Below are 25,772 nucleotides of genomic sequence, written 5' to 3'. Positions count from 1 at the left end.
GGTGCCGCTCTCGGGCCGCAGGGTGCCGCTCTCGGGCCGCAGGGTGCCGCTCTCGGAGGGACGGGTGCCGCCCTGCGCGGCACGATCGCCCGCGGCGGGGCCGTCATCCGCGCAGTCGTCCCCCGCAGTGCGGCCACGGGCTGGCCCCGCGCCGCACGTACAGCTTCTTCGCCCGGTACGTCTGCTCCGCCGCGGGTGCGTCCTGGGGGCGTCCGCTGCCGCCGAGGGCCTGCCAGGTCCGGGTGTCGAACTGGTAGAGGCCGCCGTAGGTGCCCGAGGAGTCGACCGCGTCGGGCCGGCCGCCGGACTCGCAGGCCGCGAGGCCCTGCCAGTCGAGGTGGTCGGCGCCCCGCACCGAGGCCGGGCGCTGCCGGGTGCCGACCTTCACCACCTGCGGGCGCGGCTCGCGGACCACCTCGGATCGGATCCGGCGCGGCTTCTGCCGGACGCCGTTGACCGTGCGCAGGGCGAAGGTGACCCGGCGCAGGCCGGGTTCGCCCGCCTGCTCCACGACCTCCGTGCCCCGGAACAGCGCCGGGTCCTCCGCGCGCCGCACCGGGAAGGGGATCGGTTCCTCGCGGACCTCCCGGCCGCCGGTGATCCGCAGCACGGTGACGGTCTGCCCGTCGCGCGGGAAGCTGCCCTGCGGGACCGAGGTGGTGTCCTGGCCGCGCAGGGTGATCCCGGCCTTCTCGACGGCCTCCCGGACGGTCGCCGCGTTGGTGCGTACGGTGCGGGCGCGGCCGTCCGCCATGATCGTGACCGTGCGCTCGGTGCGCACGTCCAGCGCGAGCCCCTCGCGCCCGATACGCCGGGAGCGCGAGGTGGAGACGTAGGCGCCCTCCTGCCGTACGCCGAGCTGCCGCAGCGCGCCTTCCACCGTGTGGGCGGTCGTCCACACCTGGCGGCGTTGTCCGTCGAGGGTGAGCCGCAGCGGGCGGCCGTAGTGCACGGCGATCTCGTCGCCGCTGCTGATCCCGGCGCCGGGCCCGGGCGCCACCACGTCGTGGGCACCGATCTCGACGCCCTCCTCGGTCAGCAGCTCGGTGACGTCGTCGGCGAAGGTGTGCAGCGTGCGGGTCTCGCCGTCGACGTTCAGCTCGATCGCCTTGTCCTTGGCGACGAACGCCGTGGTGCCGCCCGCGAGGAAGGCGACGACCAGGGCCTGCGGGAGCAGCCGTCGCATGGGGCTGTCGGGGCGCTCGGCGTAGCGCGCTTTGCGCCGGCGCGCGGACCGGCGGTGCGAGCCGTTGCGCGCCGCGGCACGCGCCCCGGCGCGCACGCCCGTACCCGGGTCGCGGTCGCGGTCGCGGTCAAGGTCCGCGTCGGGGCCGGGGTACGGGCCGGGGCCGAGGTACGGGCCGGGGCCGAGGTACGGGCCGGGGCCGGGCCCGCCCTGCCGGGGCAGACCGGGCAGGGTCGGCACCTCGTGGTCGGACAGGGTCGGCACCTCGTGGTCGGGCAGGGTCGGCGCCGTACGGTGGCCGGGCAGCGTCGGTGCCTCATGGTCATGCGGCGTCGGTGCCTCGTAGGCGGGCCGGTAGGTGTCCGCGTAGGCGCCGGGAGTGCCGGGCATCCGGTGGGCGAGCGTCTCGGCGCCGTGCGGATCGGCCGGCGGTGCGCCGAATCCGCCGTACACCGGGTCGGCGTAGGCCGGGCCATACGTCTCGTAGGTCTCGTACCGCGCGTTGCTCACGCCGCTCCAGGGGCCGGAGGGGTCCAGAGGGGTCCGGATCGGGCCCCCAGAACCTAGCGGAGCGGTCGTCACTCTCCAAAGCGACGCGACTACGCACAGTCGTGCGGGGAGGTGGGCGGCGGGTCAGTACCCGAACGCGCGTGCCGTGTTGGCGCCGAGGGCCGTGGCCAGCGTGTCCTCGTCGACGCCGCGCACCTCGGCCATGGCCCGCACGGTGATCGGCACGAGGTACGGGGCGTTGGGCCGGCCGCGGTAGGGCGCCGGGGTGAGGAAGGGCGCGTCGGTCTCCACGAGGAGGAGTTCCAGCGGGGCGACCGCCACCGCGTCCCGCAGGTTCTGGGCGTTCTTGAAGGTGACGTTGCCGGCGAAGGACATGAAGTAGCCCGCGGCCGCGCAGATCCGCGCCATCTCGGCGTCACCGGAGTAGCAGTGGAAGACGGTCCGCTCGGGAGCGCCCTCCTCCTTCAGCACGCGCAGGACGTCGGCGTGGGCCTCGCGGTCGTGGATGACCAGGGCCTTGCCGTGCCGCTTGGCGATCTCGATGTGTGCCCGGAAGGACCGCTCCTGCGCGTCCTTGCCCTCGGGCCCGGTGCGGAAGTAGTCGAGGCCCGTCTCGCCCACGCCCTTGACCTGGGGCAACGCGGCGAGCCGGTCGATCTCGGCGAGCGCGTCGTCCAGGGCCGCCGGGCCGCCGGGCTCGCGGGCGCCCTGCCGCGACCAGCCGTCGGGGTCGCCGTGCACGATCCGGGGGGCCTCGTTCGGGTGCAGGGCGACCGTCGCGTGGACGGCGTCGTGCGCGGCGGCCGTCTCCGCGGCCCACCGTGACCCCTTGAGGTCGCAGCCGACCTGCACGACCGTCGTCACCCCGACCGACGCCGCCTTCGCCAGCGCCTCCCCGACCGTGCCGGACTGCATGTCCAGGTGGGTGTGGGAGTCGGCGACCGGCACCCGGAGGGGCTCCGGGAGCGGCGGGGCCGCGTTCTTGTCCTGGCGGCCGGAGTCGTTCGAAGGCATGCCCCGATCCTACGAAAGGGGTCTGCGAGGAGGGTTACGCCCTCCCCGGTGGAGGAGGTCCGGGGAGGGCGTCGGACAAGGGGAGCCGGACGGGTCAGCTCGCCTTGCGCTGGAAGGGGTGCAGCAGGTCGGACAGGTGCCAGTGGTGGTGCTCGCGTTCCTCGCCCTCGACCCCGGCCGCGGGCGCCTCCACGGGCCCGGCGGGCGGTGGTACGCGGGAGGGCCGGTGCGCCGCGTCACGCGCCGTGGCGACCCGCCCGGGCCGCATGATCCGCACGACGTGACTGTCGCAGTTGCGGCACTCGGGCTTGCTCAGCGGGGAGGGAACCACCTTGCCGTCCGCGACGTAGAGGACGAACTGGTGACCCGCGGCGTCCGTGTGGTGCTCTATCTCGTACGACTGCTCCCAGCCGTGCCCGCACCGCATGCAGGCGAAGGAGTAGGACTCGTTGACGACTGCGGTCGCACCGGCGCGGAGCCCGGTCTGCCCTGCGATCTCACTCATGCCAGCTCCTGTTGGTCCGCTTGGCGTGAGGACGATTCCGTCCCCGCACCCCAGTGGACTCCTCGGCCGGACCGATGGCAGCAGACCTGTCGACTATTGGCCCCGATTTGAGCGTCCCTTGCCCCTGCGCCCCTCCCCCTTTGCCCACCCATGGGGCGCACGCTCAAACGACATGCGCCCTGCTCAGAGGGTATTCAGCGCCCCCTTGGGGAGCGCCCCGAAGGGGCGCGGGGAACTGCGCGATCAACCCCCACAACCCGCGCCCCGCAAAGCACCTCAAGCCCCACCCCCGAACCCGGTCATCCCGCCGCGTTCTTCGCGGCGACCACGGCATCGAAGACCACCCGCTTCGGCACCCCCACCTCCACCGCCACCGCGGCGATCGCCTCCTTGCGCCGCTCCCCCGCTTCCTCGCGCACCCGTACCCGCCGCACCAGCTCCTGCGGCCCGACCTCCTCGGGCCCCTTCCCCGGCGCGCCCTCCACGACGACCGTGATCTCCCCGCGCACCCCCTCCGCGGCCCACTCGGCCAGCTCCCCCAGCCCGCCCCGCCGCACTTCCTCGTACGTCTTGGTCAGCTCCCGGCACACCGCGGCCCGCCGCTCGGCCCCGAACACCTCGGCCATCGCCGACAGCGTGTCGTCGAGCCGGTGGGGCGCCTCGAAGTAGACGAGCGTGCGCCGCTCCTCGGCGACCTCCCGCAGCCGCCCGAGCCGCTCCCCCGCCTTGCGCGGCAGGAACCCCTCGAAGCAGAACCGGTCGACAGGCAGCCCGGACAGCGCGAGCGCGGTGAGCACGGCGGACGGCCCGGGCACGGCGGTGACGCGGATGTCCTTCTCGACGGCAGCGGCGACCAGCCGGTACCCGGGGTCCGACACCGACGGCATCCCCGCGTCGGTCACCAGCAGCACCCGCGCGCCGCCCACCAGCGCCTCGACCAGCTCCGGCGTCCGGGCGGACTCGTTGCCCTCGAAGTACGACACGACCCGCCCGGCCGGCTGCACGCCCAGCGCCTGGGTGAGGCGCCGCAGCCGCCGCGTGTCCTCGGCGGCGATCACCTCCGCTCCCGCCAGCTCCTCGGCGAGCCGGGGCGGGGCGTCCTGGATGTCGCCGATGGGGGTGCCTGCCAAAACAAGGGTTCCTGTCACGTTTCCATCCTCGCAGGGCGCATCCACGCGACTCCCACAGACGTGTTCCCTACGATGGCGCGGTGACCAGTACCGCGTCCTCCACGGACACCCGGCAGGGCCAGGCGCCGCTCGACCAGCGGCCGTCCTGGCAGCAGCGGCTGCGCCGCTTCGGCTACCAGGGGCAGCCCAGAAGCGACGCCCGCGACGTCCGTGACCGCCTGGTGCCGCCGTACACCGAGCCCTCGCCGCGCCTGTGGGCGACGCTCGGCGTCCCGCACGCGCTCGCGACGCGGCTGGTGCGCTGGTCGGGCTGGATCGGCCCGCTGCTGGTCACGCTGCTGGCCGGGGTGCTGCGCTTCTGGAACCTGGGCAGCCCCAAGGCGGTGATATTCGACGAGACGTACTACGCCAAGGACGCCTGGGCGCTGGTCCACCGCGGGTTCGAGCTCAACTGGGACAAGAACGCCAACGACCTGGTCCTGTCGTCCGGCGGGCACGTGACGCTTCCCACGGACGCGGCGTACGTGGTGCACCCGCCGGTCGGCAAGTACGTCATCGGGCTCGGCGAGCTGATGTTCGGCTTCGATCCGTTCGGCTGGCGGTTCATGACCGCGCTGCTCGGCACGCTGTCGGTGCTGCTGCTGTGCCGGATCGGCCGCCGCCTGTTCCGCTCCACCTTCCTGGGGTGTCTCGCGGGCGCGCTGATGGCGGTGGACGGGCTGCACTTCGTGATGAGCCGCACGGCGCTGCTCGACGGTGTGCTGATGTTCTTCGTGCTGGCCGCGTTCGGCTGTCTGCTGGTCGACCGGGACCGGGCCCGCGAGAAACTCGCCGCCGCGCTGCCGCTGGACGAGGACGGCAGGGCCCGGCCCGACCGGTACACCGCGGAGACGACCCGCCTGGGATGGCGGCCCTGGCGCTGGGCGGCGGGCCTGATGCTGGGCCTGGCCATCGGCACGAAGTGGAACGGCCTCTACATCCTGGCCGCGTTCTGCCTGATGGCGGTGGTGTGGGACGTCGCCTCGCGACGGGTCGCCGGTGCCCGTCACCCGTACACGGCGGTCCTCAAGCGCGACACGGGCCTGGCGTTCCTCGCCACGGTCCCGGTCGCCCTGCTCACCTACGTGCTCTCCTGGACCGGCTGGATCCTCTCCGCGACGAACGGCTCCGGCGGCTACTTCCGCAACTGGGCCGCGACCAGCGGCAAGGGCGGCAGCTGGACGTTCCTGCCCGACTGGCTGCGCAGCCTGTGGCACTACGAGCACCAGGTGTACGAGTTCCACGTCGGGCTGTCGTCGCCGCACACGTACCAGTCCAACCCGTGGAGCTGGCTCGTCCTCGGCCGCCCCGTCTCGTACTTCTACGAGTCCCCGGCCCCCGGCAAGGACGGCTGCCCGGCCGACGCGGGCGAGAAGTGCGCCCGCGAGGTCCTCGCCCTCGGCACGCCGATGCTGTGGTGGGTCGCCTGCTTCGCGGTCCTGTACGTCCTGTGGCGCTGGTTCTTCCGCCGCGACTGGCGCGCGGGCGCCATCGCCTGCGGCATCGCGGCCGGCTACCTGCCCTGGTTCATGTACCAGGAGCGCACGATCTTCTTCTTCTACGCCGTCGTCTTCCTGCCGTTCCTGTGCCTGGCGGTGGCGATGCTCCTCGGCGCGATCATCGGCCCGCCCCGCTCCACCGACACCCGCCGCGTAGCGGGCGCCACGGCCGCGGGCGTCCTGGTCCTCCTGATCACCTGGAACTTCATCTACTTCTGGCCCCTGTACACCGGCCAGGCGATCCCGATCGACGACTGGCGGTCGCGGATGTGGCTGGACACCTGGGTGTGATCTGCCTTCGGTCAAATATCGGTACTCCCGTTTCGGTAGTAACCGCTTGTGCATAGAGTGCTCCCGGGATCGAGCTTTCTGAACGCGTTCAAAGGAAGCGCGGGGGGCTCAACGGGGAGGGGACCGGCTGTGGGCAAGGGGGTCAGAGTCGCCGTCATAGGCGGGGTGTTCGCGGTGATGGTGGGTGGGGCCGGGTACGGCGCCTACAACATCGTGAGCGCGCTGGACGGTGGCGGCGGCACCGGCGGGGTCGCCTCGGGGAAGCGGACGGGGCCGCCCGGCGACGACGAGGTCGAGGAGATCACCGGCAAGTTCTTCGCGGCCTGGCAGAAGGGAGCGGCGGCGCAGGCGTCGTCGTACACGAACAACGACGCCGCCGCCGAGGAACTGCTCACCGCCTTCACCGACGACGCGCACATCACCGACGTGAGGATCACGCCCGGCGCGGCCCGGGGCACCACCGTGCCGTACACGGTGAAGGCGAAGGTGGCCTACGAGGGGAAGTCCAAGGCACTGGCGTACAAGAGCGAGTTGAAGGTGGTGCGCGGGCTGACCACGGGACGGGCGCTGGTCGACTGGCAGCCGTCCGTCGTGCATCCCGAGCTGGCCAAGGGCGACACCCTCGTCACCTCGCAGTCGGCCACCCCGCCGATCGAGGCCGTCGGCCGCGACGGCACCGAGCTGACGAAGGAGAAGTACCCCTCCCTCGGCCCGGTCCTCGACGCCCTGCGCAACAAGTACGGCGAGAAGGCCGGTGGCAGCCCGGGCATCGAGCTGGTCGTCCGGCACGAGGGCGACGGCGCTCCCGACACCCCGCTGCTCACCCTCGCCAAGGGCAGGCCGGGCAAGCTCACCACCACCATCAGCCCGAGCGCGCAGGCCGCGGCCGAGACGGCGGTCAAGCGGTTCGCCCAGTCGTCGGTGGTGGCCGTCAAGCCCAGCACCGGCGAGGTGCTGGCCGTGGCCAACCACCGCGAGGACGGCTTCAACGCGGCCTTCGAGGGCCAGGCGGCACCCGGCTCCACCATGAAGATCATCACCGCCGCGATGCTCATCGACAACGGCGTGACCTCGATGAACGGCCCGGCCCCCTGCCCCGACACCGCCGTGTGGCAGAGCCAGACCTTCAAGAACCTGACCGGTATGCGGCCCAACGAGGGCGCGACGCTCGCAGGCAGCTTCATGCGGTCCTGCAACACCGCCTTCATCAAGCTCATCGACGAGAAACCGCTCACGGACGCCTCGCTGACCCAGGAGGCCGAGGAGCGCTTCGGTCTGGGCCGGGACAACTGGAAGACCGGCATCGTGTCGTTCGACGGCCGTGTCCCCGCGGTCGGCGGGCCGGACCGGGCGGCGGGCGCCATCGGGCAGGGCCAGGTCCAGATGAGCCCGCTGAACATGGCCTCGGTCACCGCGACCGCGATCACCGGCACCTTCCGCCAGCCCTACCTGGTCTCGCCGAAGCTGGACGGCCGGGAGCTGGCCCAGGCCCGCGGCCTGCGGTCGAGCACCGCCGCGCAGCTCAAGCAGATGATGCGGCTCACGGCCACGCAGGGCACCGCCGCGCAGGCCATGGCCGGGCTCGGCGGCGACATCGGCGCCAAGACCGGTTCCGCCGAGGTCGACGGCAACGCCAAGTCCAACAGCTGGTTCACCGGGTTCCGCGGCGACATCGCCGCCGCGGCCATGACCGAGGAGGGCGGCCACGGCGGCGACGCGGCCGGGCCGATTGTCGCAGCCGTGCTACGAACAGGTGGCTGATCTCACCTCGCGGGGACGGGACTCTAGGGTGGTGGCCGTCGTTGACATGGAACAGCTGAGGGCAACGGGGACCCTGGGGAAGCGCGGAGGAACGAACAGCAGTGGGCAACAGGAGGCGCGTCGCCGAGCGACGGAAGACGAGACCCACCGTGATCGGCGGGATGATCGCCGTGGTCGTCGTGGGCGCCGGGGCCGGGGCCTACGCGCTGTACGGCGGTGGCGCCGCCGCCGACGACGGGACGCGCGCCTCGGACGGCAAGGCCAAGGTGAAGACCGGCCCGCTGTCGCGATCCGAGGTCACCACCACCGCCCGCGCCTTCCTCACCGCCTGGCAGTCCGGCAAGGTCGCCCGGGCCGCCGCGGTCACCGACGACCCCTCCGCCGCGAAGCCGCTGCTCACCGGGTACACCAAGGACGCCCACATCAAGGACGTCACCCTCACCCCGGGCAAGCCGGCCGGTGACAAGGTGCCGTTCTCCGTCAAGGGCACGGTGTCCTACAAGGGCACCGACAAGCCGCTGGCCTACGACAGCGCACTGGCCGTCACCCGCCGCACCGCCGACGGAAAGCCCCTGGTCGACTGGCACTCCGCGGTCGTCCACCCGGACCTGAAGGACGGCGACGAGCTGGTCACCGGCGAGGCGGGCACGCCCCCGGTCAAGGCCCTCGACCGGGACGGCGGCGAGCTGACCAAGGCGAAGTACGCCTCGATCGGCCCGATCCTGGACGGACTGCGCGAGAAGTACGGCAAGAAGGCGGGCGGCAAGGCCGGTATCGAGCTCCGGGTCGTGCGCGGCGAGGCGGCCAAGGCCAAGGACCTCTCCGACAAGACCCTGCTGGAGCTGAGCGAGGGCACGCCGGGCACGGTGAGGACCACGCTGGACCCGGCCCTGCAGGCGGCGGCCGAGAAGCAGGTCGGGAAGAAGGCGCGCTCGTCGGTGGTCCTGCTGCGGGTGTCGACCGGCGAGATCCTGGCCGCCGCCAACGCCTCCCCCGGCTTCAACACCGCCTTCCAGGGCTCCCTGGCGCCCGGCTCCACGATGAAGGTCATCACCTCGTCGCTGCTGATCGAGAAGGGCCTGGCCTCGGCGGACAAGAAGCACCCGTGCCCGAAGTACTTCACGTACGGCCACTGGAAGTTCCAGAACGACGACAAGTTCGAGATCAAGAACGGCACCTTCAAGGCGAGCTTCGCCCGCTCCTGCAACACGGCCTTCATCAGCCAGGCGCCGAAGCTGAAGGACGACGACCTCACCAAGGAGGCCCAGCAGGTCTACGGGCTGGGGCTGAACAACTGGGCGATCGGGGTGCCGACCTTCGACGGCTCGGTGCCGGTGCAGTCGGCGGCGCAGATGGGCGCCTCCCTGATCGGGCAGGGCGGGGTCCGGATGAACCCGCTGAACATGGCGTCGGTGTCGGCGACCGTCAAGTCCGGCACCTTCCACCAGCCCTACCTGGTCTCCCCGGACGTCGACGGACGCAAGCTGGCGAAGGCCGCGCGCACGATGCCGGAGAGCACCCTGTCCCAGCTGCGTGAGCTGATGTCGTACACGGCCGCGTACGGCACGGCGGCCGAGGCGATGGCCGGGGTGAGCGGCGATGTCGGCGCGAAGACCGGGTCCGCCGAGGTCGACGGGCAGAAGAAGCCGAACGGCTGGTTCACGGCCTACCGGGGCGATCTGGCCGCGGCGGGTGTCGTCCAGCAGGGCGGGCACGGCGGCTCGACGGCGGGCCCACTCGTGGCGGCGCTGCTGAAGATGGGCGACTGAGACTCCGACGGCCGGGTGAGACCCTGACTGCCGGGTGAGACCCTGACGCTCGGGTGAGACCCCGACGGCCCGTTGAGCGCCGGGCTCAGTGCGTGACCGGTTCCGCGGCGGCCATGTACGTCCGCCGCAGGAACCGCAGCAGGGCCTGCCGCTCGAACTGCACCACCGACACGCCGTGCGCGGAGTGGAACTCCACGACGACCTGCACCCGGCCGCACGGCCACACCCGTACCTCGCCGCTCCCGGTGGGGGCCCGCAGCCCCTCCTCCAGCAGATCGCGGCCGAAGACCCACTCGTGCCCGCCGCTGCCGGGCAGGGTCATCCGCACCGAGCGGGGATCATGGTCGGGGTCGTACCGCAGGGTGACCGGAACCGCCTCCAGTTCGTCGACGAGCGGCACCGCCGCGTCCGAGACGATGTGGGCTCGCGCGTACTGCTCGACTACGGACATCGGACGGCCCCTTCACCGTGCGCAATCCGAGTGGAAACTCTGCGTCCACTCTCCCTCCAATGTCGCATATTTCCCGTATTGCGCCTTCGGAACCGATATCTCACGCGTGAGATAAAACGAGCCACACGCTCTTGCACATCGTTCGCATCAAGCCACATCATCGAACGGTGCATGTACCTGACGGATTCATCAACGCGCCCACCTCAGCCGCCACCGGCGTGATCGCCGCGGGCGCCGTCGCCCTGAGCCTGCGCGGCGCGCGCCGCGAGCTCGACGAGCGCACGGCGCCGCTGGCCGGGCTGGTCGCGGCGTTCATCTTCGCCGTGCAGATGCTGAACTTCCCCGTCGCGGCGGGCACCAGCGGCCATCTGCTGGGCGGCGCGCTGGCGGCGATACTCGTCGGCCCGTACACCGGGGTCCTGTGTGTCTCCGTCGTCCTGCTGATGCAGGGCATCCTGTTCGCGGACGGCGGCCTGACCGCGCTCGGCGTCAACATCACCAACATGGCGATCGTCACGACGGTCGTCGCCTACGCCGTCTTCCGCGGTCTGGTGAAGGTGCTGCCGCGCACCCGCCGCTCGGTCACGGTGGCCTCCTTCACCGCGGCCCTGCTCTCCGTCCCGGCCGCCGCGCTGGCCTTCACGCTGATGTACGCGATCGGCGGCACCACCGACGTCTCGATCGGCAAGGTCGCCACCGCCATGGTCGGCGTGCACCTCCTCATCGGCATCGGCGAGGCCGTCATCACCGCGCTCACCGTCGGCGCGGTCATCGCGGTACGCCCGGACCTGGTGTACGGGGCGCGCGGGCTGACGCGGAAGCTCAAGCTGCGGGTCGACGGCGAGCTGGTCGACGCGCCCGGCGCCGAGCCCGCGCCGGTGGCCGCCCGGAGCTCGCACCGCAAGGTGTGGGCGGCGGGCCTGGTCACCTCGCTGGTCCTGGCCGGATTCGTCAGCTTCTACGCCTCCGCCGACCCCGACGGCCTGGAGAAGGTCGCCGGCGACCACGGCATCGACAAGAAGGCCGAGGAGCACGCGGTGTCCGACTCCCCGCTCGCCGACTACGGCGTGAAGGACGTCGACGACGCCCGCCTGTCCGGGGGACTGGCGGGGGTCATCGGCGTGGGGGTCACGGTCGTCGCGGGCACCGGCGTGTTCTGGGCCGTGCGCCGCCGCCGTACGGCGGACGCCTCGCCGTCGGAGACCAGCAGTGTGACGAGCGTCTGACATGGGGGCCGGGCACGCGCACAAGCTGTACCGGCACGGGCACTCGCCCGTGCACGGCCTGCCGCCGCACACCAAGCTGGCGGCCGTGTTCGCCTTCGTGGTGGTCGTGGTGTCGACGCCGCGCGAGGCGATGTGGGCGTTCGGGCTGTACGCCGTGCTGCTCGTGGCCGTCGCGTGCGTCGCGCGCGTGCCCGCCGGCTTTCTGCTGCGCAGGCTGCTGATCGAGGTGCCGTTCGTCGCGTTCGCGGTGCTCATGCCGTTCGTGGCGGAGGGCGAGCGGGTCGACGTGCTCGGCCTGTCCCTGAGCGTGAACGGCCTGTGGGGCGCCTGGAACGTGCTCGCCAAGGGCACCCTCGGCGTCGCGGCCTCGGTGCTGCTGGCCGCCACGACCGAGCTGCGCGAACTGCTCCTCGGCCTCCAGCGCCTCAAGCTCCCGCCGCTGCTGGTGCAGATCGCGTCCTTCATGATCCGCTACGGCGACGTCATCACGGACGAGATGCGGAGGATGCGCGTCGCCCGGGAGTCACGGGGCTTCGAGGCGAGGGGTGTGAAGCACTGGGGCGTGCTCGCCAAGTCGGCGGGCGCGCTGTTCATCCGCTCCTACGAGCGCGGCGAGCGGGTGCACCTGGCCATGGTCAGCCGCGGCTACGCCGGTTCCATGCCGGTCATCGACGAGGTGACCGCGTCCCGGGCGCAGTGGTCGTACGCCCTCGCCCTCCCCTGTGCCGCTCTGCTCGTCTGTCTGCTGGGATGGACCCTGTGACTGCATCCCTGGAGGTCTCCGGCCTCGCCTTCGCCTACCCCGACGGACACCAGGCGCTCTTCGGCGTCGACTTCTCGGTCGCGCGCGGTGAGCGGGTCGCGCTGCTCGGGCCGAACGGCGCCGGCAAGACGACCCTCGTGCTGCACCTCAACGGCATCCTGACCGGCGGGGCCGGCACGGTGCGGGTCGCCGGGCTGCCGGTGGACCGGCGGAACATGGCCGAGGTCCGGCGCCGGGTCGGCATCGTGTTCCAGGACCCGGACGACCAGCTGTTCATGCCGACGGTCCGGGAGGACGTGGCGTTCGGGCCCGCGGCGGCCGGGCTGAAGGGGCCCGAGCTGGAGGAGCGTGTGGACCGGGCGCTGGAGCGGGTCGGCATGGCGGAGTTCAAGGACCGCCCGCCGCACCATCTGTCGTTCGGGCAGCGCCGCCGGGTGGCGGTGGCGACCGTGCTGGCGATGGAGCCGGAGATCCTCGTCCTGGACGAGCCGTCCTCCAACCTCGACCCGGCCTCCCGTCGTGAACTGGCGGACATCCTGCGCTCCCTGGACGTGACCGTGCTGATGGTCACGCACGACCTGCCCTACGCGCTGGAGCTGTGCCCGCGCTCGCTGATCCTCAGCGACGGGGTGATCGCGGCGGACGGGCCGACCGGTGAGCTGCTGTCCGACGAGGAGCTGATGGGGGCCCACCGTCTGGAGCTGCCGTTCGGTTTCGATCCGCGTTCCGTCCCGGCGGCCGCGGCCCGTCCGTGACCCGCGGGAACATCGGCGTGAGCGTCCTGCTTGGCTAAGGGGTCCTTTCACTATGAGCGTCCGATCAGGTCGCGTGGTCTGGTGCCGTGCATCGCAAGGCGCCGGAAGGTCCTCGTAGCGGAGCTACTAGGGCCTTTCGGCAACGCGGCGAGGTGCGGTGCCAGGCCGCGCGACCCGGACGGGCATAGTGAAAGGACCCCTGAGGGGGAACACGAGGAGCCCAGCAGTGATACGAGGAGTACGGACGTGGACGTGAACGGCGTGGTCGCCGAGGGCTTCGAGCCGGTCAGGGAAGCGTTCGTACGGAACTTCGCGACGCTCGGGGACCGGGGCGCCGCCGTCGCCGTCTACCGGGACGGGCACAAGGTCGTCGACCTGTGGGGCGGCAGCAAGGACGTCGACGGCACGGCCCCCTGGGAGCGCGGCACCGCGCAGGTCGTGCGCTCGGCGACGAAGGGGGTCGCGGCGGCCGTACTCCTGCTGCTGCACCAGCGCGGGCAGCTGGACCTGGACGCGCCGGTGGGCCACTACTGGCCGGAGTTCAAGGCGCGGGGCAAGGAGCGGGTGCTGGTCCGGCATGTGCTGAACCACCGGGCCGGGCTGCCGGTCCTCGACCGGCCGCTCACCCCGCGCGAGGCCCTCGACCCGCTGCGCGGACCGGAGGCGGTCGCGGCGCAGGCCCCGGCCTGGGAGCCCGGCACCGACCATGGCTATCACGCGCTCACCTACGGCTGGCTGCTCGACGAACTGGTGCGGCGCGTCACCGGACAGGGCACCGGGCAGTGGCTCGCGTCGCAGGTCACCGGCCCGCTGGGGCTCGATCTCTGGCTCGGTCTGCCGGAGTCGGAGGCGGGCCGGGCCGGGCGGGTGGGCCGGGTCGAGGGGGCCGAGCCGGCCGGGGGGCTGCGGGCCCGCCCGAAGCGCTCGGTCACCGAGGCCTACGAGGATCCGGACTCCCTCACCCGCCGGGCGTTCGCCGCGATCTCCCCGTTCCCGGACCAGAACGACCCCGCCTACCTCGCGTCCGCCCTCCCGGCGACCAACGCCGTGGCGACGGCGGATGGACTGGCCCGCTTCTACGCGACCCTGATGGGCGACACGGCCGGCGCCGCCCGCCTCTTCACGCCCGAGACGGTGGAACTGGCCCGGACCGAGGAATCGGCGGGCCCCGACCGCGTCCTGATGGTCGGCACCCGCTTCGGCCTCGGCTACATGCTGCACGGCACCGCCTCGCCGTTCCTCACCCCGGGTTCCTTCGGCCACCCGGGCCGCGGCGGCGCCCTCGGCTTCGCCGACCCGGAGACGGGGATCGCCTTCGGCTACGTGACCAACGGTTTCCGCAAGACGGTGACGGCGGACCCTCGGGCGCAGGGGCTGGTGCGGGCGGTGCGGGGAGCACTGGGGCTGTGACCGCCTCGCGAGGGCCTAGACGTGGATGGGGTGGGAGGTCCGGCCGGACGCCTGGTCGATCTCCTCGTGGGCCTTGGACAGCAGCGTCATGGCGAGTTCGTTGAGGGCCCGGGCGCCGGCGATCTCCTCCCCGACCCGTGGCTGATTCGCGTCGGTCTGGTGCCGGCTGGCGTGCCCGTGCGCCCGTACCTCGCTGCCGTCGGGGAGCCGGACCATCGCGGCCGCCTTCGTGTGCTGGTCGTCCTCCGTGAACTCCATCTCGATGTGCCACCCCACGGTGGTGTGCATCATGACGATCACCTCCGGAACGCTTAGTTCCAGGGTGCTCCTCGCACGAGCCGGACGCACCCGCCCGACAGCGGTCTACCGGGCGTGCAGCATCAGCCCGATCCCGACGACCAGCAGCCCGGCCGCCGCGATCCTCGGCGCCCCGAACCGTTCCTTGAAGAACACGGCCCCGATCGCCGCGCCGACGATGATCGACGACTCGCGCAGGGCCGCGATGGGGGCGAGTTCGGCCCTGGTCTGCGCCCACAGGACGAGGGCGTAGGCGGCGACGGACAGCGCGGCGCCGACCAGTCCGACCCCGGCGAACGGCCGCAGCAGGGCGACGGTCCGCCCCCGCCAGTGCCACCCGGCGTAGGCGGGGATGACGACGCCCTGGACCGCCATCAGCCAGGCGATGTACCCGAGGGAGGACCCGGAGGCCCGCACGCCAAGACCGTCGAGGACGGTGTACACCGCGATGGTCAGCCCCGTGGCCAGGGCCGCGCCGATCGCCGCCCAGTCGGGCCGCCGTCCTCGCAGTCCCCACAGGGCGACGCCGGTCAGCCCCGCGCACGACAGGGCGACCCCCGCGGCGGCCCACCCGTCGGGCACCTCGTGTGCGAAGACGGCGGCGAGCACGGTCACGACCAGCGGCGCGGTGCCCCGGGCGATGGGGTAGGCCTGCCCGAAGTCGCCCAGCCGGAAGGACTTCATCAGCAGGGCGTAGTAGGCGACGTGGATCGCGGCGGAGGCGAGCAGGTACGGCCATGCCTCGGCCGCCGGGAACGCCACGAAGGGCGCGAGGGCCAGCCCGATCAGGACGCCGCCGCCCGAGATCAGCGCGAACCCGGCCAGCTTGTCGGTGATCTTGTGGGCGAGGGCGTTCCAGCTGGCGTGGGTGACGGCGGCGAGCAGGACGGCCGCGGTGACCAGAGGGGTCACGAGGTGGGCTCGCGCACGTCCACCAGGGTGCCACCGGCGTGGGCGACGAGGTCCTCGGGGGCGATGGGGAACACGGCGTGCGGCGTCCCGGCCGCGGCCCAGACGACGTCGTGCTCCAGCAGGGAGCGGTCGGCGAGCACCCGGGTCCTGGTCCTGTGCCCGAAGGGCGGCACACCGCCGATGGCGTACCCGGTGGTCTCCCGGACGACGTCCACCCTGGCCCGGGTGACCTTCTCGGCGCCGAGTTCCTTGCGGACGAGTTCCAGGTCGACGCGGGAGGCCCCGTCCATGAGCACGAGCACCGGAACCCTGTCCGCGGCGAAGATCAGCGACTTGCAGATCTGGCTCAGCTCGCACCCGATCGCGGCGGCGGCCTCGGCAGCGGTACGGGTGGCGTCCGGGAACCGGCGGACCTTGTGGACGAGGTCTCCGAGCCCCAGCTCCCGCAGGGCCTCGGCGAATCGGGGGTGGGCTCCGGAACCTTCGGCGTCAGTGGCGGCTGTCGTCGTCATGCCCCGCACGCTAGCGGTACGTGTAGGGGACACGCGAGGCCGTTTCAGCCGGTGGCCTCCTCCGGCCGGACGTCCGCGAACTCCCACCAGGCGAGCGGCAGCCAGTCGCCGTCGACGAAGCCGTCGACGGATCCGCCGGTGCCCTGGATGGCCACGCGGGTCCCGACCGGGTAGGTAGTGCCGGACAGTCCGGAGACCGCCACGAGAAGGGTGCCGATACGACGTGACAAAGCCCTGCTTCCTTTCTCCTCTGGGTGCAAATCGTCTCATCGTGCACCAGCCTGGTATATGAGCCACGGCACAGACGGAGGTGCTTGACAATGAGGGCTGTCGTATACAAGGGGCCCTTCGAGGTAGCGATAGAGCAAGTGGAGGATCCACGGATTCAGCACCCGAACGATGTGCTCGTCCGGGTCACATCAACGGCCATCTGCGGCTCCGACCTGCACATGTACGAGGGCCGCACGGCCGCGGAGCCGGGCATCGTGTTCGGCCACGAGAACCTCGGAGTGATCGAGGAGACAGGAGAGGGGGTCACCACCCTCAGCAAGGGCGACCGGGTGGTCATGCCGTTCAATGTGGCCTGCGGGTTCTGCAAGAACTGCTCGGCGGGCTACACCGGGTTCTGTCTGACGGTGAATCCGGGCTTCGCGGGCGGCGCCTACGGCTACGTCGCCATGGGCCCCTACACGGGCGGCCAGGCGGAGTACGTACGGGTCCCGTACGCCGATTTCAACTGCCTGAAGCTCCCGGAGGGCAACGAGAAGGAGACCGACTTCGTCCTGCTCGCGGACATCTTCCCGACGGGCTACCACGGCAACGAGCTGGCCGACGTACGCCCCGGTGACACGGTCGCCGTGTACGGCGCCGGTCCGGTCGGGCTGATGGCCGCCTACTCCGCGATGCTGCGCGGCGCGAGCAAGGTGTTCGTGGTCGACCGGGTGGCGGAACGCCTCCAGAAGGCGGAGGAGATCGGCGCGATCCCGATCGACTTCACCCAGGGCAACCCGGCGGAGCAGATCAAGGAGCAGACCGGCGGTGAAGGGACCGACAAGGGCGTCGACGCCGTGGGCTACCAGGCCCAGGCCCAGGGCGAGGACCGCGAGGAACCGGCGATCGTCCTGAACTCCCTGGTCGAAACGGTCCGCCCGACGGGCGCGCTCGGCATCCCCGGCCTGTACGTGCCGAGCGACCCGGGCGGTCCGGACGAGCACTCCAAGAAGGGCATGCTGATGGTCGCCGTCGGACGCCTCTTCGAGAAGGGGCTCCGCATGGGCACCGGGCAGTGCAACGTCAAGCGGTACAACCGCCACCTGCGGGACATGATCATCGAGGATCGCGCGAAGCCCAGCTTCGTCGTCTCGCACGAACTGCCGCTCGACCAGGCCTCGTCGGCGTACGAGAAGTTCGACAAGCGCGTCGAGGGCTACACGAAGGTGGTCCTCCACCCGCAGGCGGCGTAAGGAGGCCCGGCTGTCACTCGGTGACGTACCCGAGGAACGACTCCCACGTGGCGGAGGCGACCGTCACGTGGGGGGTCCCCGGGGTCTTGGAGTCCCGGACGTGGATCGTGGCGGGGGCGTGGGCGACCTCTACGCAGTCGCCGGGGTCAGGTCCGCTGCTGTAGCTGCTCTTGACCCAGTGGAGTTCCGTGGCGCTCATAGTCTCCCCAGCGCTTGCTCAATGAAGGCCAGCGACTCCCTCGGAGAGAGAGCCTGCGCCCGGATCATCCCATAGCGCAGTTCGAGGACCCTGAGGTCCCGAGGGCTTGAGACGGGACGGCCGTTGAACGCACCGTCAGAACGCCCGACCCCCGTGCCGTCCGAGAACCGCAGCACTTCGATCAGCCCGTGCATACCGGCATGCTCCTCACGGTCAGTCGGCATCACTTGGATCGAGATGGTCCGCAACTGTCCTACCTCCAGCAGGTGTTCGAGTTGTCGGCGCAACACCATCTTGCCTCCGAGAGGGCGTTCCAGCGTCACCTGTTCCTGGACGAAACTCAAAGCCGGAGCAGGGTCCCGATCGAACACGGATTTTCGGGCCATCCGTGCCGCGACCGCGCGTTCCACCACGTCTCGCGAGAGCGCGGGGAGCCGGTTCTCGAACATCACCTCCGCGTACTCGGGCGTCTGCAGAAGACCGTGGATGTGATGCGTGGTGTAGAGCAGCATCTCAACCGCCCGCTCCTCCAACTGCGCCAGTTCCCGAGCCCGCCCTCTCCATGTCCTTCATGAACGCCCTCAGGTGCCCCTGGGCGTTCAGCACCTGGTCCGCTCTGTCCAGGTACTCCGGCCGGGGGATCCGCGCCCCGCGTTCCATCTTGCGGATCATGTCCTCGCCGTAGCCGAGCACCTCGCCCAGCTCGGCGACCCGCAGGCCCGCCGCCTCCCGGCACACCTTCAGCAGCTTCCCCACCGCCTGGACCAGCGGCTCGATCTCGTCGCCCGGCTCGACATCCCAGCCGGCCTCGTCGACAGCCTCGTTCATGCCCCACCTCCATCGCGCAGCCGTACCCGTACAACGCCCGGGACAGCCGAGACAGCACGAGACAAACCCCGGACAGTAGCGATACGCACACCCGCTGTCGCCGGTCGCTGTGCGCGGGCTCGGCCACGCTGAGTCACATGAACCAGGAGACCACCATCCGCAACCTCAGCCTGCTGCTCTCCCCCACGCCCCGGGGGGCACGGCTCGCCCGTCTCCTCGCCACGGAGCAACTCCGCGCGTGGGGGCTGCCCTTGAGCCCTGCCGAGCAGATCGTCGCCGAGCTCGCGGCCAACGCCGCCACCCATGGGCGCGTCCCCGGCCGGGACTTCCGGCTGACGCTCTACGTCGTCGGCGGCACCCTCCGTATCGAGGTCACGGACACGTGCGGCGACCGGCTCCCCCGCCTCACGCGGCCGGCCCCGCACGCCACCGGCGGCCGGGGCCTCCTCCTGGTGGCCGCCCTCGCCGACCGCTGGGGCGTGATTCCGGGCCCGCACCCGCGCAAGACGGTCTGGGCCGAGGTCGGCGTGCTCGCGTGAAAGGCCGGTGGGGGCGCGCCGTCCCCACGGTGCCCTCACCGGCCGGTCTCTCACGAACGGTCAGACGCGGACCAGCTCCCTGTCGCCGTCGTCGCCGGAGGCGGCGCGCAGGCCCTCGCCCTCCACGTCGACGTTGGGCAGCGCGCGGTCGAGCCACTTCGGGAGCCACCAGGCCTTGCGGCCGAGGAGGGCCAGGACGGCCGGGACGATGGCCATGCGGACGACGAACGCGTCGAAGAAGACCGCGATCGCGAGGCCGAAGCCGATCATCTTGACCATCGACTCGGACGAGCCGATGAAGCCCGCGAAGACCGCCATCATGATCACCGCGGCGGCGGTGACGACCCGCGCGCCGTGCCGGAACCCGGTGACCACGGCCTGCGCGGGCTTCTCCCCGTGAACGTAGGCCTCCCGCATCCGGGTCACGAGGAACACCTCGTAGTCCATCGCCAGGCCGAACACCACGCCGACCATGAAGATCGGCATCATCGACATGACCGGCCCGGTCTGCTCCACGCCCATCAGACCGGACAGCCAGCCCCACTGGAAGACCGCGACGACCGCGCCGAGGGCCGCCATCACCGACAGCAGGAAGCCGAGGGCCGCCTTCAGCGGGACCAGGATCGAGCGGAAGACCACGATCAGCAGCAGGAAGGCGAGCCCGACGACCAGCACCAGATACGGCACGAGCGCGTCGTTGAGCTTCTCGCTGACGTCGATGTTCATCGCCGTACTGCCGGTGACCAGGACGTCGGCGTCGGTGTCGGCCTTGATGTCCGCGCCCGCGTCCCGGATGCCGTGCACCAGGTTCTCCGTCGTCACGGAGGACGGCTGGGAGCCGGGGATGACGGTGATGGTGGCGGTGTCGCCGGTCTTGTTGGGCTGGGCGGGTGTGACGGTGACGACGTCCTTCAGGGCCTTGATCTCGTCGCCGGTCTCGGTGAAGACCGCCTTCGGGTCGTCGCTGCCCTTGGCGTCGACGACGACCAGCAGCGGGCCGTTGAAGCCCGGCCCGAAGCCCTCGGACAGCAGGTCGTAGGCGCGGCGCTGGGTGGTGGAGGTGGGCTGGGAGCCGTCGTCGGGCAGGCCCAGTTCGAGGGAGGCCGCCGGGACGGCCGCGGCGCCGAGGCCGATGACGCCGAGCAGCAGGACCGCGAGGGGGCGGCGGACGACGAAGCTCGCCCAGCGGGTGCCCAGGTTCGGCTTGGCCGGCCTGTCCTGCTTCTTCGCCGGGCCGCGGAGCTTGCCCTTCTCGCCCATCGGCTTGACCCTGCGGCCCGCGTAACCGAGCAGGGCCGGGACCATCGTCAGGGCGATCAGCACCGCGATGGCCACCGTGCCCGCCGCCGCGATGCCCATCTTGGTCAGCATCGGGATGTTGACGACGGACAGGCCCACCAGGGCGATCACCACGGTCAGGCCCGCGAAGACCACCGCCGAGCCCGCCGTGCCGACGGCCCGGCCCGCCGCCTCCTCGCGCTCGCGGCCCTCGGCCAGTTCGGCGCGGTAGCGGGAGACGATGAACAGCGCGTAGTCGATGCCGACGGCCAGGCCGATCATCATCGCGAGGATGGAGGTGGTCGAGCCGAGGTCCAGCGCACTGGCCAGCCCGGTGATCGCGGACACGCCGATGCCCACGCCGATGAGCGCCGTCAGCAGCGGCAGCCCGGCCGCGACCAGCGAGCCGAAGGTGATGACCAGGACGACCGCGGCGACCGCGATGCCGATGATCTCGCTGGAGCCGGTGTGCGGAACGGCCTGGAGGGCGTCGCCGCCGATCTCGACGGTCAGTCCGGCCTCGCGCGCGTCCTCGGCGCTGTCCTTGAGGGCGTCCTTCGCGGCGTCGTCCAGCTCCATGCCGGAGACCTTGTACGACACCTGCGCGTAGGCGATGGTGCCGTCCTTGCTGACGGCCTTCGCCTGGTAGGGGTCGGTGACGCGGGTGACCTCGGAGCCGTCGGACAGCTCCTTCACGGTCTCCTTCACCGTCGCCTTGTTGCCCGGGTCGGTCATCTTCTCGCCGCTCGGGGCCTTGAAGACGACCCGCGCGGTGGCGCCGTCGGCGCTGGTGCCGGGGAAGCGCTGCTCCAGCAGGTCGAAGGCCTTCTGGGCCTCGGTGCCGGGGATGGAGAAGGAGCTGTTGCCCGCGGCGGGGGCACTGGCGGCGCCGACCCCGGCGAGGGTCAGCAGGGCCACCCATATCAGGGCGACGAAATGCCGCCGGCGGAACGAGAGCCGGCCGAGTTTGTAGAGGAAAGTGGCCACGAGGGCGTACTCCCGGTCAGTCGTGGGGTGTTTCAGGGCAGGGGTGATCGGCCCGACGACGTGAGCGGATACGTCAGGTAGGGGCTGGCTGAGGGGACTAGTCGGTGACGGGCACGCCGAGGGCGGGGAGGACCACGGCGTCGATGTACGAGATGAGGAACCGCTGCGTCGGAGGCTGGTCGTCGATCAGCGTGCGCGTCGCGAACGCGCCGATGAGCAGATGGACGACGTAGTCCAGCGCCGGGCAGTCGGCGCGGACCTCGCCTCTGTCGACGGCCCGCCGCACCACCCGGTGGAACTCCTCCATCTCCGGCTCCACGAGGAGTTCCCTGAACGCCTGGAGGAGGTCGGGGTTGGCGTGCACCGCCATGAACAGGCCCCGCATCAGCGCGGCGTTCTGCTGCATGGTGCAGTCGTCCTCACGGGAGGTGAGGGCGTGCAGGTCGCCCCGCAGGGAACCGGTGTCGATGTCGGCGATGCTGCCCGGCTTGCTGTGCCGGATCGCCTTGGCCACCAGCTCGGGCTTGCCGCCCCACTGGCGGTAGAGCGTGGCCTTGCTGGAGCGCGTGCGGGCCGCCACGGCGTCCATGGTGAGGGCGTCGTAGCCGACTTCGCGGAGCAGGTCGAGCACGGCCGCGTACAGCTCGGCCTCACGCTCGGGGGTGATCCGACTGCGACGCGCGGCGGCGACCTCAGCCATCTCTCTCACCTTCCTGCTCCGAACGACACGGTTTCGTACACGACCAAGGTAGCGCACCCTCTATGGAAACGAAACCGTTTCGTACGTGTGCTGCATCACGGACCTGAGACCGGCATGGATTTGCCTTGACTTGCCCAGCTCCGTCCCCCGGCAAAGCATGAGGACGTGACCTATCTGCGCCTGCCCCACCTCCATGACGATCTGCTGTGCTTCGTCGCCGAGGACGACCTCTGGCTCGCCCCGCTCGACGCCCCCGGCCGCGCCTGGCGGCTCACCGTCGACCGCACCAAACTGGGCCACCCGCGCTTCTCGCCCGACGGCCGATGGCTCGCGTACACCAGCTGGCGCAGCCTGGTGCCCGAGGTCCATGTCGTCCCGGTGGACGGCGGCCCGGGCCGTCAGGTCAGCCACTGGGGCAGCGCCGACACCCGGGTCTGCGGCTGGACACCGGACGGCGAGATCCTGGCCGTGGCCTCGCACGGCGAGCCGTTCTCCTACTTCACCTGGGCCTACAAGGTCACCCCGGCCGGCGACCCGGGCCGCAAACTGCCCTGGGGGCCGGTCTCCGACATCCAGGTCGCCGACGTGGCCGGGGAGCGCAAGTCCCTGCTGCTCACCGGCACCCCGCCGCACGAACCGGCCTCCTGGAAGCGCTACCGCGGTGGCGCGACCGGCAGGCTCTGGCTGCACGGCGAACGGCTGCTGGAGGGCCTCGGCGGCCATCTGCACTCCCCCATGTTCGTCGGCGGCCGCATCGCGTTCCTCTCCGACCACGAGGGCGTCGCCAACCTCTACTCCTGCGCCCCCGACGGGACCGGCCTGCGCAGGCACACGGACCACGACGCCTTCTACGCCCGGCACGCCGCCAGCGACGGCACCCGCGTCGTCTACCAGTGCGCGGGCGACCTGTGGATCGTCGACGACCTGTCCCCGGACTCCGTGCCGCGCCGGCTGGACGTACGGCTGAGCGGGCCGCGCACGGGGCGGCGCCCCTACCAGGTGGCCGCGTCCCGGCACCTCGACGGACTCTCGGTCGACGAGACCGGGCGAGCCAGCGCCGTCGTCGTGCGCGGCAGCCTGTACTGGCTGACCCACCGCGACGGCCCGGCCCGTACCCTCACCGACACCCCGGGCGTCCGGGTCCGGATGCCGGAGATGCTCGGCGGGAGCGGTCGGGTGGCGTACGTGACGGACGCCGAGGGCGAGGACGCCGTCGAGATCGCCTCCCTGCCCCGGGCCAGCGGCGCCCGTGCGCCCCGGCGCCTCGCCGCCGGTGAGCTGGGCCGGGTGCGCGAGCTGGTCTCGGACCCCGACGGCGAGCGGCTCGCGGTCGCCTCGCACGACGGCCGGCTCCTCCTCGTCGACGTCACCGAGGACTCCGGCGGCGAGGTCACCGAGCTGATCCGGTCGATCAACGGACCCGTGCGCGACCTCGCGTTCTCCCCGGACGGGGCATGGCTCACCTGGTCGCACCCGGGCATCGGGCGGAGTCTGCGGCAGATCAAGATGGCCCGGCTCGCCGACCGGCTCGTCGTCGACGTGACCAACGGCCGCTTCGAGGACGAGAACCCGGTCTTCACCCGCGACGGCCGCTACCTGGCCTTCCTGTCCTGGCGCGGCTTCGACCCCGTCTACGACGTGCACACCGGCGACCTGTCCTTCCCGCTGGGCTGCCGCCCCTACCTGGTCCCGCTGTCCTCGGCGACCCCCTCCCCCTTCGCGCTGAACCCCGAGGGCCGTCCGGCCGCCGGGGGCCTGGACCCGGTCGAGGACGACGACACCGACGAGAACGGGGCCGTGACCGTCGAGGCCGAGGGGCTGGAGAGCCGCGTGACACCGTTCCCGGTGGCCGCCTCCAAGTACTCGGCGCTGTACCCGGTGGCGGGCGGCGGGCTGGTGTGGCTGCGCTGGCCGATCTCGGGCGCCCTCGGCGAGACCTTCGCCAACCCCAACGACACCAGCGGCCGGCCGACTCTGGAGCACTTCGGCATCACCAAGGCCAGGAAGTCCGAACTGGCCCAGCAGCTCGACTGGTTCGCGGTCAGCGGCGACGGCAGCCGGCTGGTGATCGTCGACGAGGGCGAACTGCGCGCGGTGCCGGCCAACGAGCCGGGCGACAGCGACTCCACGGTGTGGATCGACGCGCGCCGCATCCTGCACGTGGCCGACCCGGCGGCGGAGTGGCGGCAGGCCTACGAGGAGGCCGGGCGGCTGATCCGGGCCTACTTCTGGGAGCCGGGCATGTGCGGCATCGACTGGGACGGGGTGCTGGACCAGTACCGCCCGCTGGTCGAACGGGTCGCCTCCCCCGACGAGTTCGCCGACCTGCTCCGCGAGGTCCTCGGCGAACTGGGCACGTCCCACGCCTACGTCACCGCCGCCCGGCGCAACGAGGGGCCGCCGCACTACCAGCGCCGCCAGGGCCTGCTGGGCGCCAACTTCGTACGCCGGGAGGGCGGCTGGGCGGTCAAGCGGATCCTGCTCGGCGACTCCTCCGACTCCAAGGCCCGCTCCCCGCTGGCCGGAACGGGCATCCGGGAGGGCGCGATCCTCACCCATGTCGACGGCCGCCCGGTGGACCCGGACGCGGGCCCGTACCCACTGCTGGCCGGGGCGGGCGGCACGACGGTGGAGCTGACCTTCACCCCGGCCCCGCCCGAGAACCCGGCGAACTCGTCGGGTGAGGCGACGGAGGGCCTGGGTCCGCCGCGCCGGGTCGCCGTCGTCCCGCTGGTCGACGAGCGGCCCCTGCGCTACCAGGACTGGGTGGCCAAACGCCGTACCGTGGTGCGCGAGTTGAGCGGCGGGCGCTGCGGCTACCTGCACATCCCTGACATGGGCGGTTCGGGCTGGGCGCAGTTCAACCGCGACCTGCGCATGGAGGTGTCCCGCCCGGCGCTGATCGTGGACGTGCGCGGCAACGCGGGCGGCCACATCAGCGAACTCGTCATCGAGACGCTGAGCCGGACGATCCTGGGCTGGGACCTGACCCGGGACGCCCAGCCGGTGTCCTACACCGCGAACGCGCCGCGCGGCCCGGTCGTGGCCCTGGCGGACGAGGCGACCTCCTCCGACGGCGACATGATCACCGCCGCGTTCAAGCTGCTGAAGCTCGGCCCGGTCGTGGGGCAGCGCACCTGGGGCGGCGTGGTCGGCATGACCGGCCGCCACGAGCTGGGCGACGGCACGGTGATCACGGTGCCGATGAACGCGGCCTGGTTCGACGCGTACGGCTGGTCGGTGGAGAACAAGGGCGTCGACCCCGACATCGACGTGCTGCGCACCCCGCTGGACTGGGCCGAGGGGCGGCACGCCCAGCTGACCGACGCGGTTGAACTGGCGCTCGGGCTGCTGGAGACCAACCCGCCCGCGACACCACCGACCTACAGCGACGTACCGGACCGCTCCCGCCCGAAGCTGCCGCCCAGGACGTGAGCGCCCGCGCGGCGCATGGGGAAAGGGGCGCCCCGCACGGGGGAGCCCCTTTCCGTTCACCACGCAACGTCAGGCGTCGAAGTCCTGGTCGAAGCGGTCCTCCTGGTCACGCTCACGCTCACGGTCGCGCTGCGGCTCGGAGCGCTCGCGGTCACGCTGCGGGTTCGAGGGGTCCATGTCCTCGTCACGCCGGCGACCGCGGCCCTGCACCTGCTCGCGAGCCTGGTCCGCCTTCTGGCGGGCCTGGTTCTGCCACTGCTCGGACTTCTCCTGGAACTGGTCCTTCATACCCATGTGGGTTCACTCCCGTTGG

General features: G+C 71.8%; 23 protein-coding genes and 1 pseudogene. 10 read left to right on the top strand and 14 right to left on the bottom strand.

The genetic code is table 11. The features are described from left to right. Positions 1 to 103: 103 nt before the first annotated feature. The 4 genes from ACFZDE_RS22995 to rsmI form a co-directional block, all read right to left on the bottom strand. The gene (locus tag ACFZDE_RS22995) at positions 104 to 1,696 is read right to left on the bottom strand and encodes a ubiquitin-like domain-containing protein (RefSeq protein ID WP_391202338.1); all 1,593 of its coding nucleotides are present in this window, start codon (positions 1,694 to 1,696) and stop codon (positions 104 to 106) included. Between the two features lie 123 nt (positions 1,697 to 1,819). Next, positions 1,820 to 2,710, bottom strand: a complete 891-nt coding sequence (locus ACFZDE_RS22990; protein ID WP_391202335.1) for a TatD family hydrolase — start codon at positions 2,708 to 2,710, stop codon at positions 1,820 to 1,822. Positions 2,711 to 2,804: 94 nt separating this feature from the next. Continuing rightward, positions 2,805 to 3,215, bottom strand: coding sequence for a hypothetical protein (locus ACFZDE_RS22985; RefSeq protein WP_391004423.1), 411 nt, complete (start codon positions 3,213 to 3,215; stop codon positions 2,805 to 2,807). Between the two features lie 299 nt (positions 3,216 to 3,514). Then, positions 3,515 to 4,363, bottom strand: a complete 849-nt coding sequence (gene rsmI, locus ACFZDE_RS22980) for a 16S rRNA (cytidine(1402)-2'-O)-methyltransferase (protein WP_391202332.1) — start codon at positions 4,361 to 4,363, stop codon at positions 3,515 to 3,517. A 62-nt stretch (positions 4,364 to 4,425) separates the two neighbouring features. Between rsmI and ACFZDE_RS22975 the strand changes: the two genes are divergently transcribed. The 3 genes from ACFZDE_RS22975 to ACFZDE_RS22965 all read left to right on the top strand — a co-directional run bounded on the left by ACFZDE_RS22975 (position 4,426) and on the right by ACFZDE_RS22965 (position 9,704). Beyond that, complete coding sequence (locus ACFZDE_RS22975) at positions 4,426 to 6,174, top strand: phospholipid carrier-dependent glycosyltransferase (protein ID WP_391202329.1); 1,749 nt, start codon at positions 4,426 to 4,428, stop codon at positions 6,172 to 6,174. A gap of 129 nt (positions 6,175 to 6,303) precedes the next feature. Then, on the top strand, positions 6,304 to 7,935 hold the full coding sequence (locus ACFZDE_RS22970; protein WP_391202326.1) for a penicillin-binding transpeptidase domain-containing protein: 1,632 nt from the start codon (positions 6,304 to 6,306) through the stop codon (positions 7,933 to 7,935). A 101-nt stretch (positions 7,936 to 8,036) separates the two neighbouring features. After that, positions 8,037 to 9,704: a penicillin-binding transpeptidase domain-containing protein gene (locus ACFZDE_RS22965; protein ID WP_391202323.1), complete on the top strand. Its 1,668-nt coding sequence runs from the start codon at positions 8,037 to 8,039 to the stop codon at positions 9,702 to 9,704. 85 nt (positions 9,705 to 9,789) lie between these two features. Here the strand turns inward: ACFZDE_RS22965 and ACFZDE_RS22960 are convergent, their stop codons facing one another. Continuing rightward, the gene (locus tag ACFZDE_RS22960) at positions 9,790 to 10,155 is read right to left on the bottom strand and encodes an SsgA family sporulation/cell division regulator (protein ID WP_391004413.1); all 366 of its coding nucleotides are present in this window, start codon (positions 10,153 to 10,155) and stop codon (positions 9,790 to 9,792) included. A 167-nt stretch (positions 10,156 to 10,322) separates the two neighbouring features. Here ACFZDE_RS22960 and ACFZDE_RS22955 point away from each other — a divergent pair, with 167 nt between their 5' ends. From ACFZDE_RS22955 to ACFZDE_RS22940, 4 genes are all read left to right on the top strand, one after another. Then, entirely contained in the window at positions 10,323 to 11,381 is a 1,059-nt protein-coding gene (locus tag ACFZDE_RS22955) for an energy-coupling factor ABC transporter permease (protein WP_391202321.1), read from the top strand. Between the two features lies 1 nt (position 11,382). After that, positions 11,383 to 12,144, top strand: a complete 762-nt coding sequence (gene cbiQ, locus ACFZDE_RS22950; RefSeq protein ID WP_391004409.1) for a cobalt ECF transporter T component CbiQ — start codon at positions 11,383 to 11,385, stop codon at positions 12,142 to 12,144. Continuing rightward, complete coding sequence (locus tag ACFZDE_RS22945; protein ID WP_391004407.1) at positions 12,132 to 12,899, top strand: ATP-binding cassette domain-containing protein; 768 nt, start codon at positions 12,132 to 12,134, stop codon at positions 12,897 to 12,899. The genes cbiQ and ACFZDE_RS22945 overlap by 13 nt, the downstream gene beginning before the upstream one ends. 246 nt (positions 12,900 to 13,145) lie before the next feature. Beyond that, positions 13,146 to 14,309, top strand: a complete 1,164-nt coding sequence (locus ACFZDE_RS22940; protein WP_391202318.1) for a serine hydrolase — start codon at positions 13,146 to 13,148, stop codon at positions 14,307 to 14,309. Between the two features lie 15 nt (positions 14,310 to 14,324). Here ACFZDE_RS22940 and ACFZDE_RS22935 read toward each other — a convergent pair whose 3' ends face one another. The 4 genes from ACFZDE_RS22935 to ACFZDE_RS22920 all read right to left on the bottom strand — a co-directional run bounded on the left by ACFZDE_RS22935 (position 14,325) and on the right by ACFZDE_RS22920 (position 16,260). Next, a complete protein-coding gene (locus tag ACFZDE_RS22935; RefSeq protein ID WP_391004403.1) occupies positions 14,325 to 14,600 on the bottom strand; it encodes a dsRBD fold-containing protein in 276 nt (91 codons plus the stop codon). Positions 14,601 to 14,672: 72 nt separating this feature from the next. Continuing rightward, on the bottom strand, positions 14,673 to 15,518 hold the full coding sequence (locus ACFZDE_RS22930; protein WP_391202315.1) for an EamA family transporter: 846 nt from the start codon (positions 15,516 to 15,518) through the stop codon (positions 14,673 to 14,675). Further along, positions 15,515 to 16,030, bottom strand: coding sequence for a YbaK/EbsC family protein (locus ACFZDE_RS22925; protein WP_391202312.1), 516 nt, complete (start codon positions 16,028 to 16,030; stop codon positions 15,515 to 15,517). Before ACFZDE_RS22925 ends, ACFZDE_RS22930 begins: the two co-directional genes overlap by 4 nt. 44 nt (positions 16,031 to 16,074) lie before the next feature. Continuing rightward, complete coding sequence (locus ACFZDE_RS22920) at positions 16,075 to 16,260, bottom strand: hypothetical protein (protein WP_107457033.1); 186 nt, start codon at positions 16,258 to 16,260, stop codon at positions 16,075 to 16,077. A 90-nt stretch (positions 16,261 to 16,350) separates the two neighbouring features. Between ACFZDE_RS22920 and ACFZDE_RS22915 the strand changes: the two genes are divergently transcribed. Further along, on the top strand, positions 16,351 to 17,493 hold the full coding sequence (locus ACFZDE_RS22915; protein ID WP_391004396.1) for an alcohol dehydrogenase catalytic domain-containing protein: 1,143 nt from the start codon (positions 16,351 to 16,353) through the stop codon (positions 17,491 to 17,493). A gap of 13 nt (positions 17,494 to 17,506) precedes the next feature. On the opposite strand, the gene ACFZDE_RS22910 is transcribed toward ACFZDE_RS22915, so the two are convergent. Beyond that, the gene (locus ACFZDE_RS22910; RefSeq protein WP_391202309.1) at positions 17,507 to 17,692 is read right to left on the bottom strand and encodes a DUF397 domain-containing protein; all 186 of its coding nucleotides are present in this window, start codon (positions 17,690 to 17,692) and stop codon (positions 17,507 to 17,509) included. Beyond that, positions 17,689 to 18,520 (bottom strand): annotated as a pseudogene (locus ACFZDE_RS22905) (helix-turn-helix domain-containing protein). Before ACFZDE_RS22905 ends, ACFZDE_RS22910 begins: the two are co-directional and overlap by 4 nt. A gap of 137 nt (positions 18,521 to 18,657) precedes the next feature. On the opposite strand from ACFZDE_RS22905, the gene ACFZDE_RS22900 reads away from it, so the two are divergent. Continuing rightward, the gene (locus ACFZDE_RS22900; RefSeq protein ID WP_391202306.1) at positions 18,658 to 19,059 is read left to right on the top strand and encodes an ATP-binding protein; all 402 of its coding nucleotides are present in this window, start codon (positions 18,658 to 18,660) and stop codon (positions 19,057 to 19,059) included. 60 nt (positions 19,060 to 19,119) lie between these two features. Here the strand turns inward: ACFZDE_RS22900 and ACFZDE_RS22895 are convergent, their stop codons facing one another. Together ACFZDE_RS22895 and ACFZDE_RS22890 are read right to left on the bottom strand one after the other, a co-directional pair. After that, positions 19,120 to 21,324, bottom strand: coding sequence for an MMPL family transporter (locus ACFZDE_RS22895; RefSeq protein ID WP_391202303.1), 2,205 nt, complete (start codon positions 21,322 to 21,324; stop codon positions 19,120 to 19,122). A gap of 97 nt (positions 21,325 to 21,421) precedes the next feature. Next, entirely contained in the window at positions 21,422 to 22,024 is a 603-nt protein-coding gene (locus tag ACFZDE_RS22890) for a TetR/AcrR family transcriptional regulator C-terminal ligand-binding domain-containing protein (RefSeq protein ID WP_391004386.1), read from the bottom strand. A gap of 165 nt (positions 22,025 to 22,189) precedes the next feature. Here ACFZDE_RS22890 and ACFZDE_RS22885 point away from each other — a divergent pair, with 165 nt between their 5' ends. After that, positions 22,190 to 25,459 (top strand): S41 family peptidase, encoded by a 3,270-nt coding sequence (locus ACFZDE_RS22885; RefSeq protein WP_391202299.1) that lies wholly within the window; start codon positions 22,190 to 22,192, stop codon positions 25,457 to 25,459. 69 nt (positions 25,460 to 25,528) lie between these two features. On the opposite strand, the gene ACFZDE_RS22880 is transcribed toward ACFZDE_RS22885, so the two are convergent. Further along, on the bottom strand, positions 25,529 to 25,753 hold the full coding sequence (locus tag ACFZDE_RS22880; protein ID WP_391004382.1) for a hypothetical protein: 225 nt from the start codon (positions 25,751 to 25,753) through the stop codon (positions 25,529 to 25,531). Positions 25,754 to 25,772 lie beyond the last annotated feature (19 nt).

Origin of the sequence: Streptomyces sp. NPDC007929 (assembly GCF_042959065.1) — a bacterium.
Lineage (GTDB): Bacteria > Actinomycetota > Actinomycetes > Streptomycetales > Streptomycetaceae > Streptomyces.
This window is presented reverse-complemented; position numbering and strand designations above follow the sequence as displayed.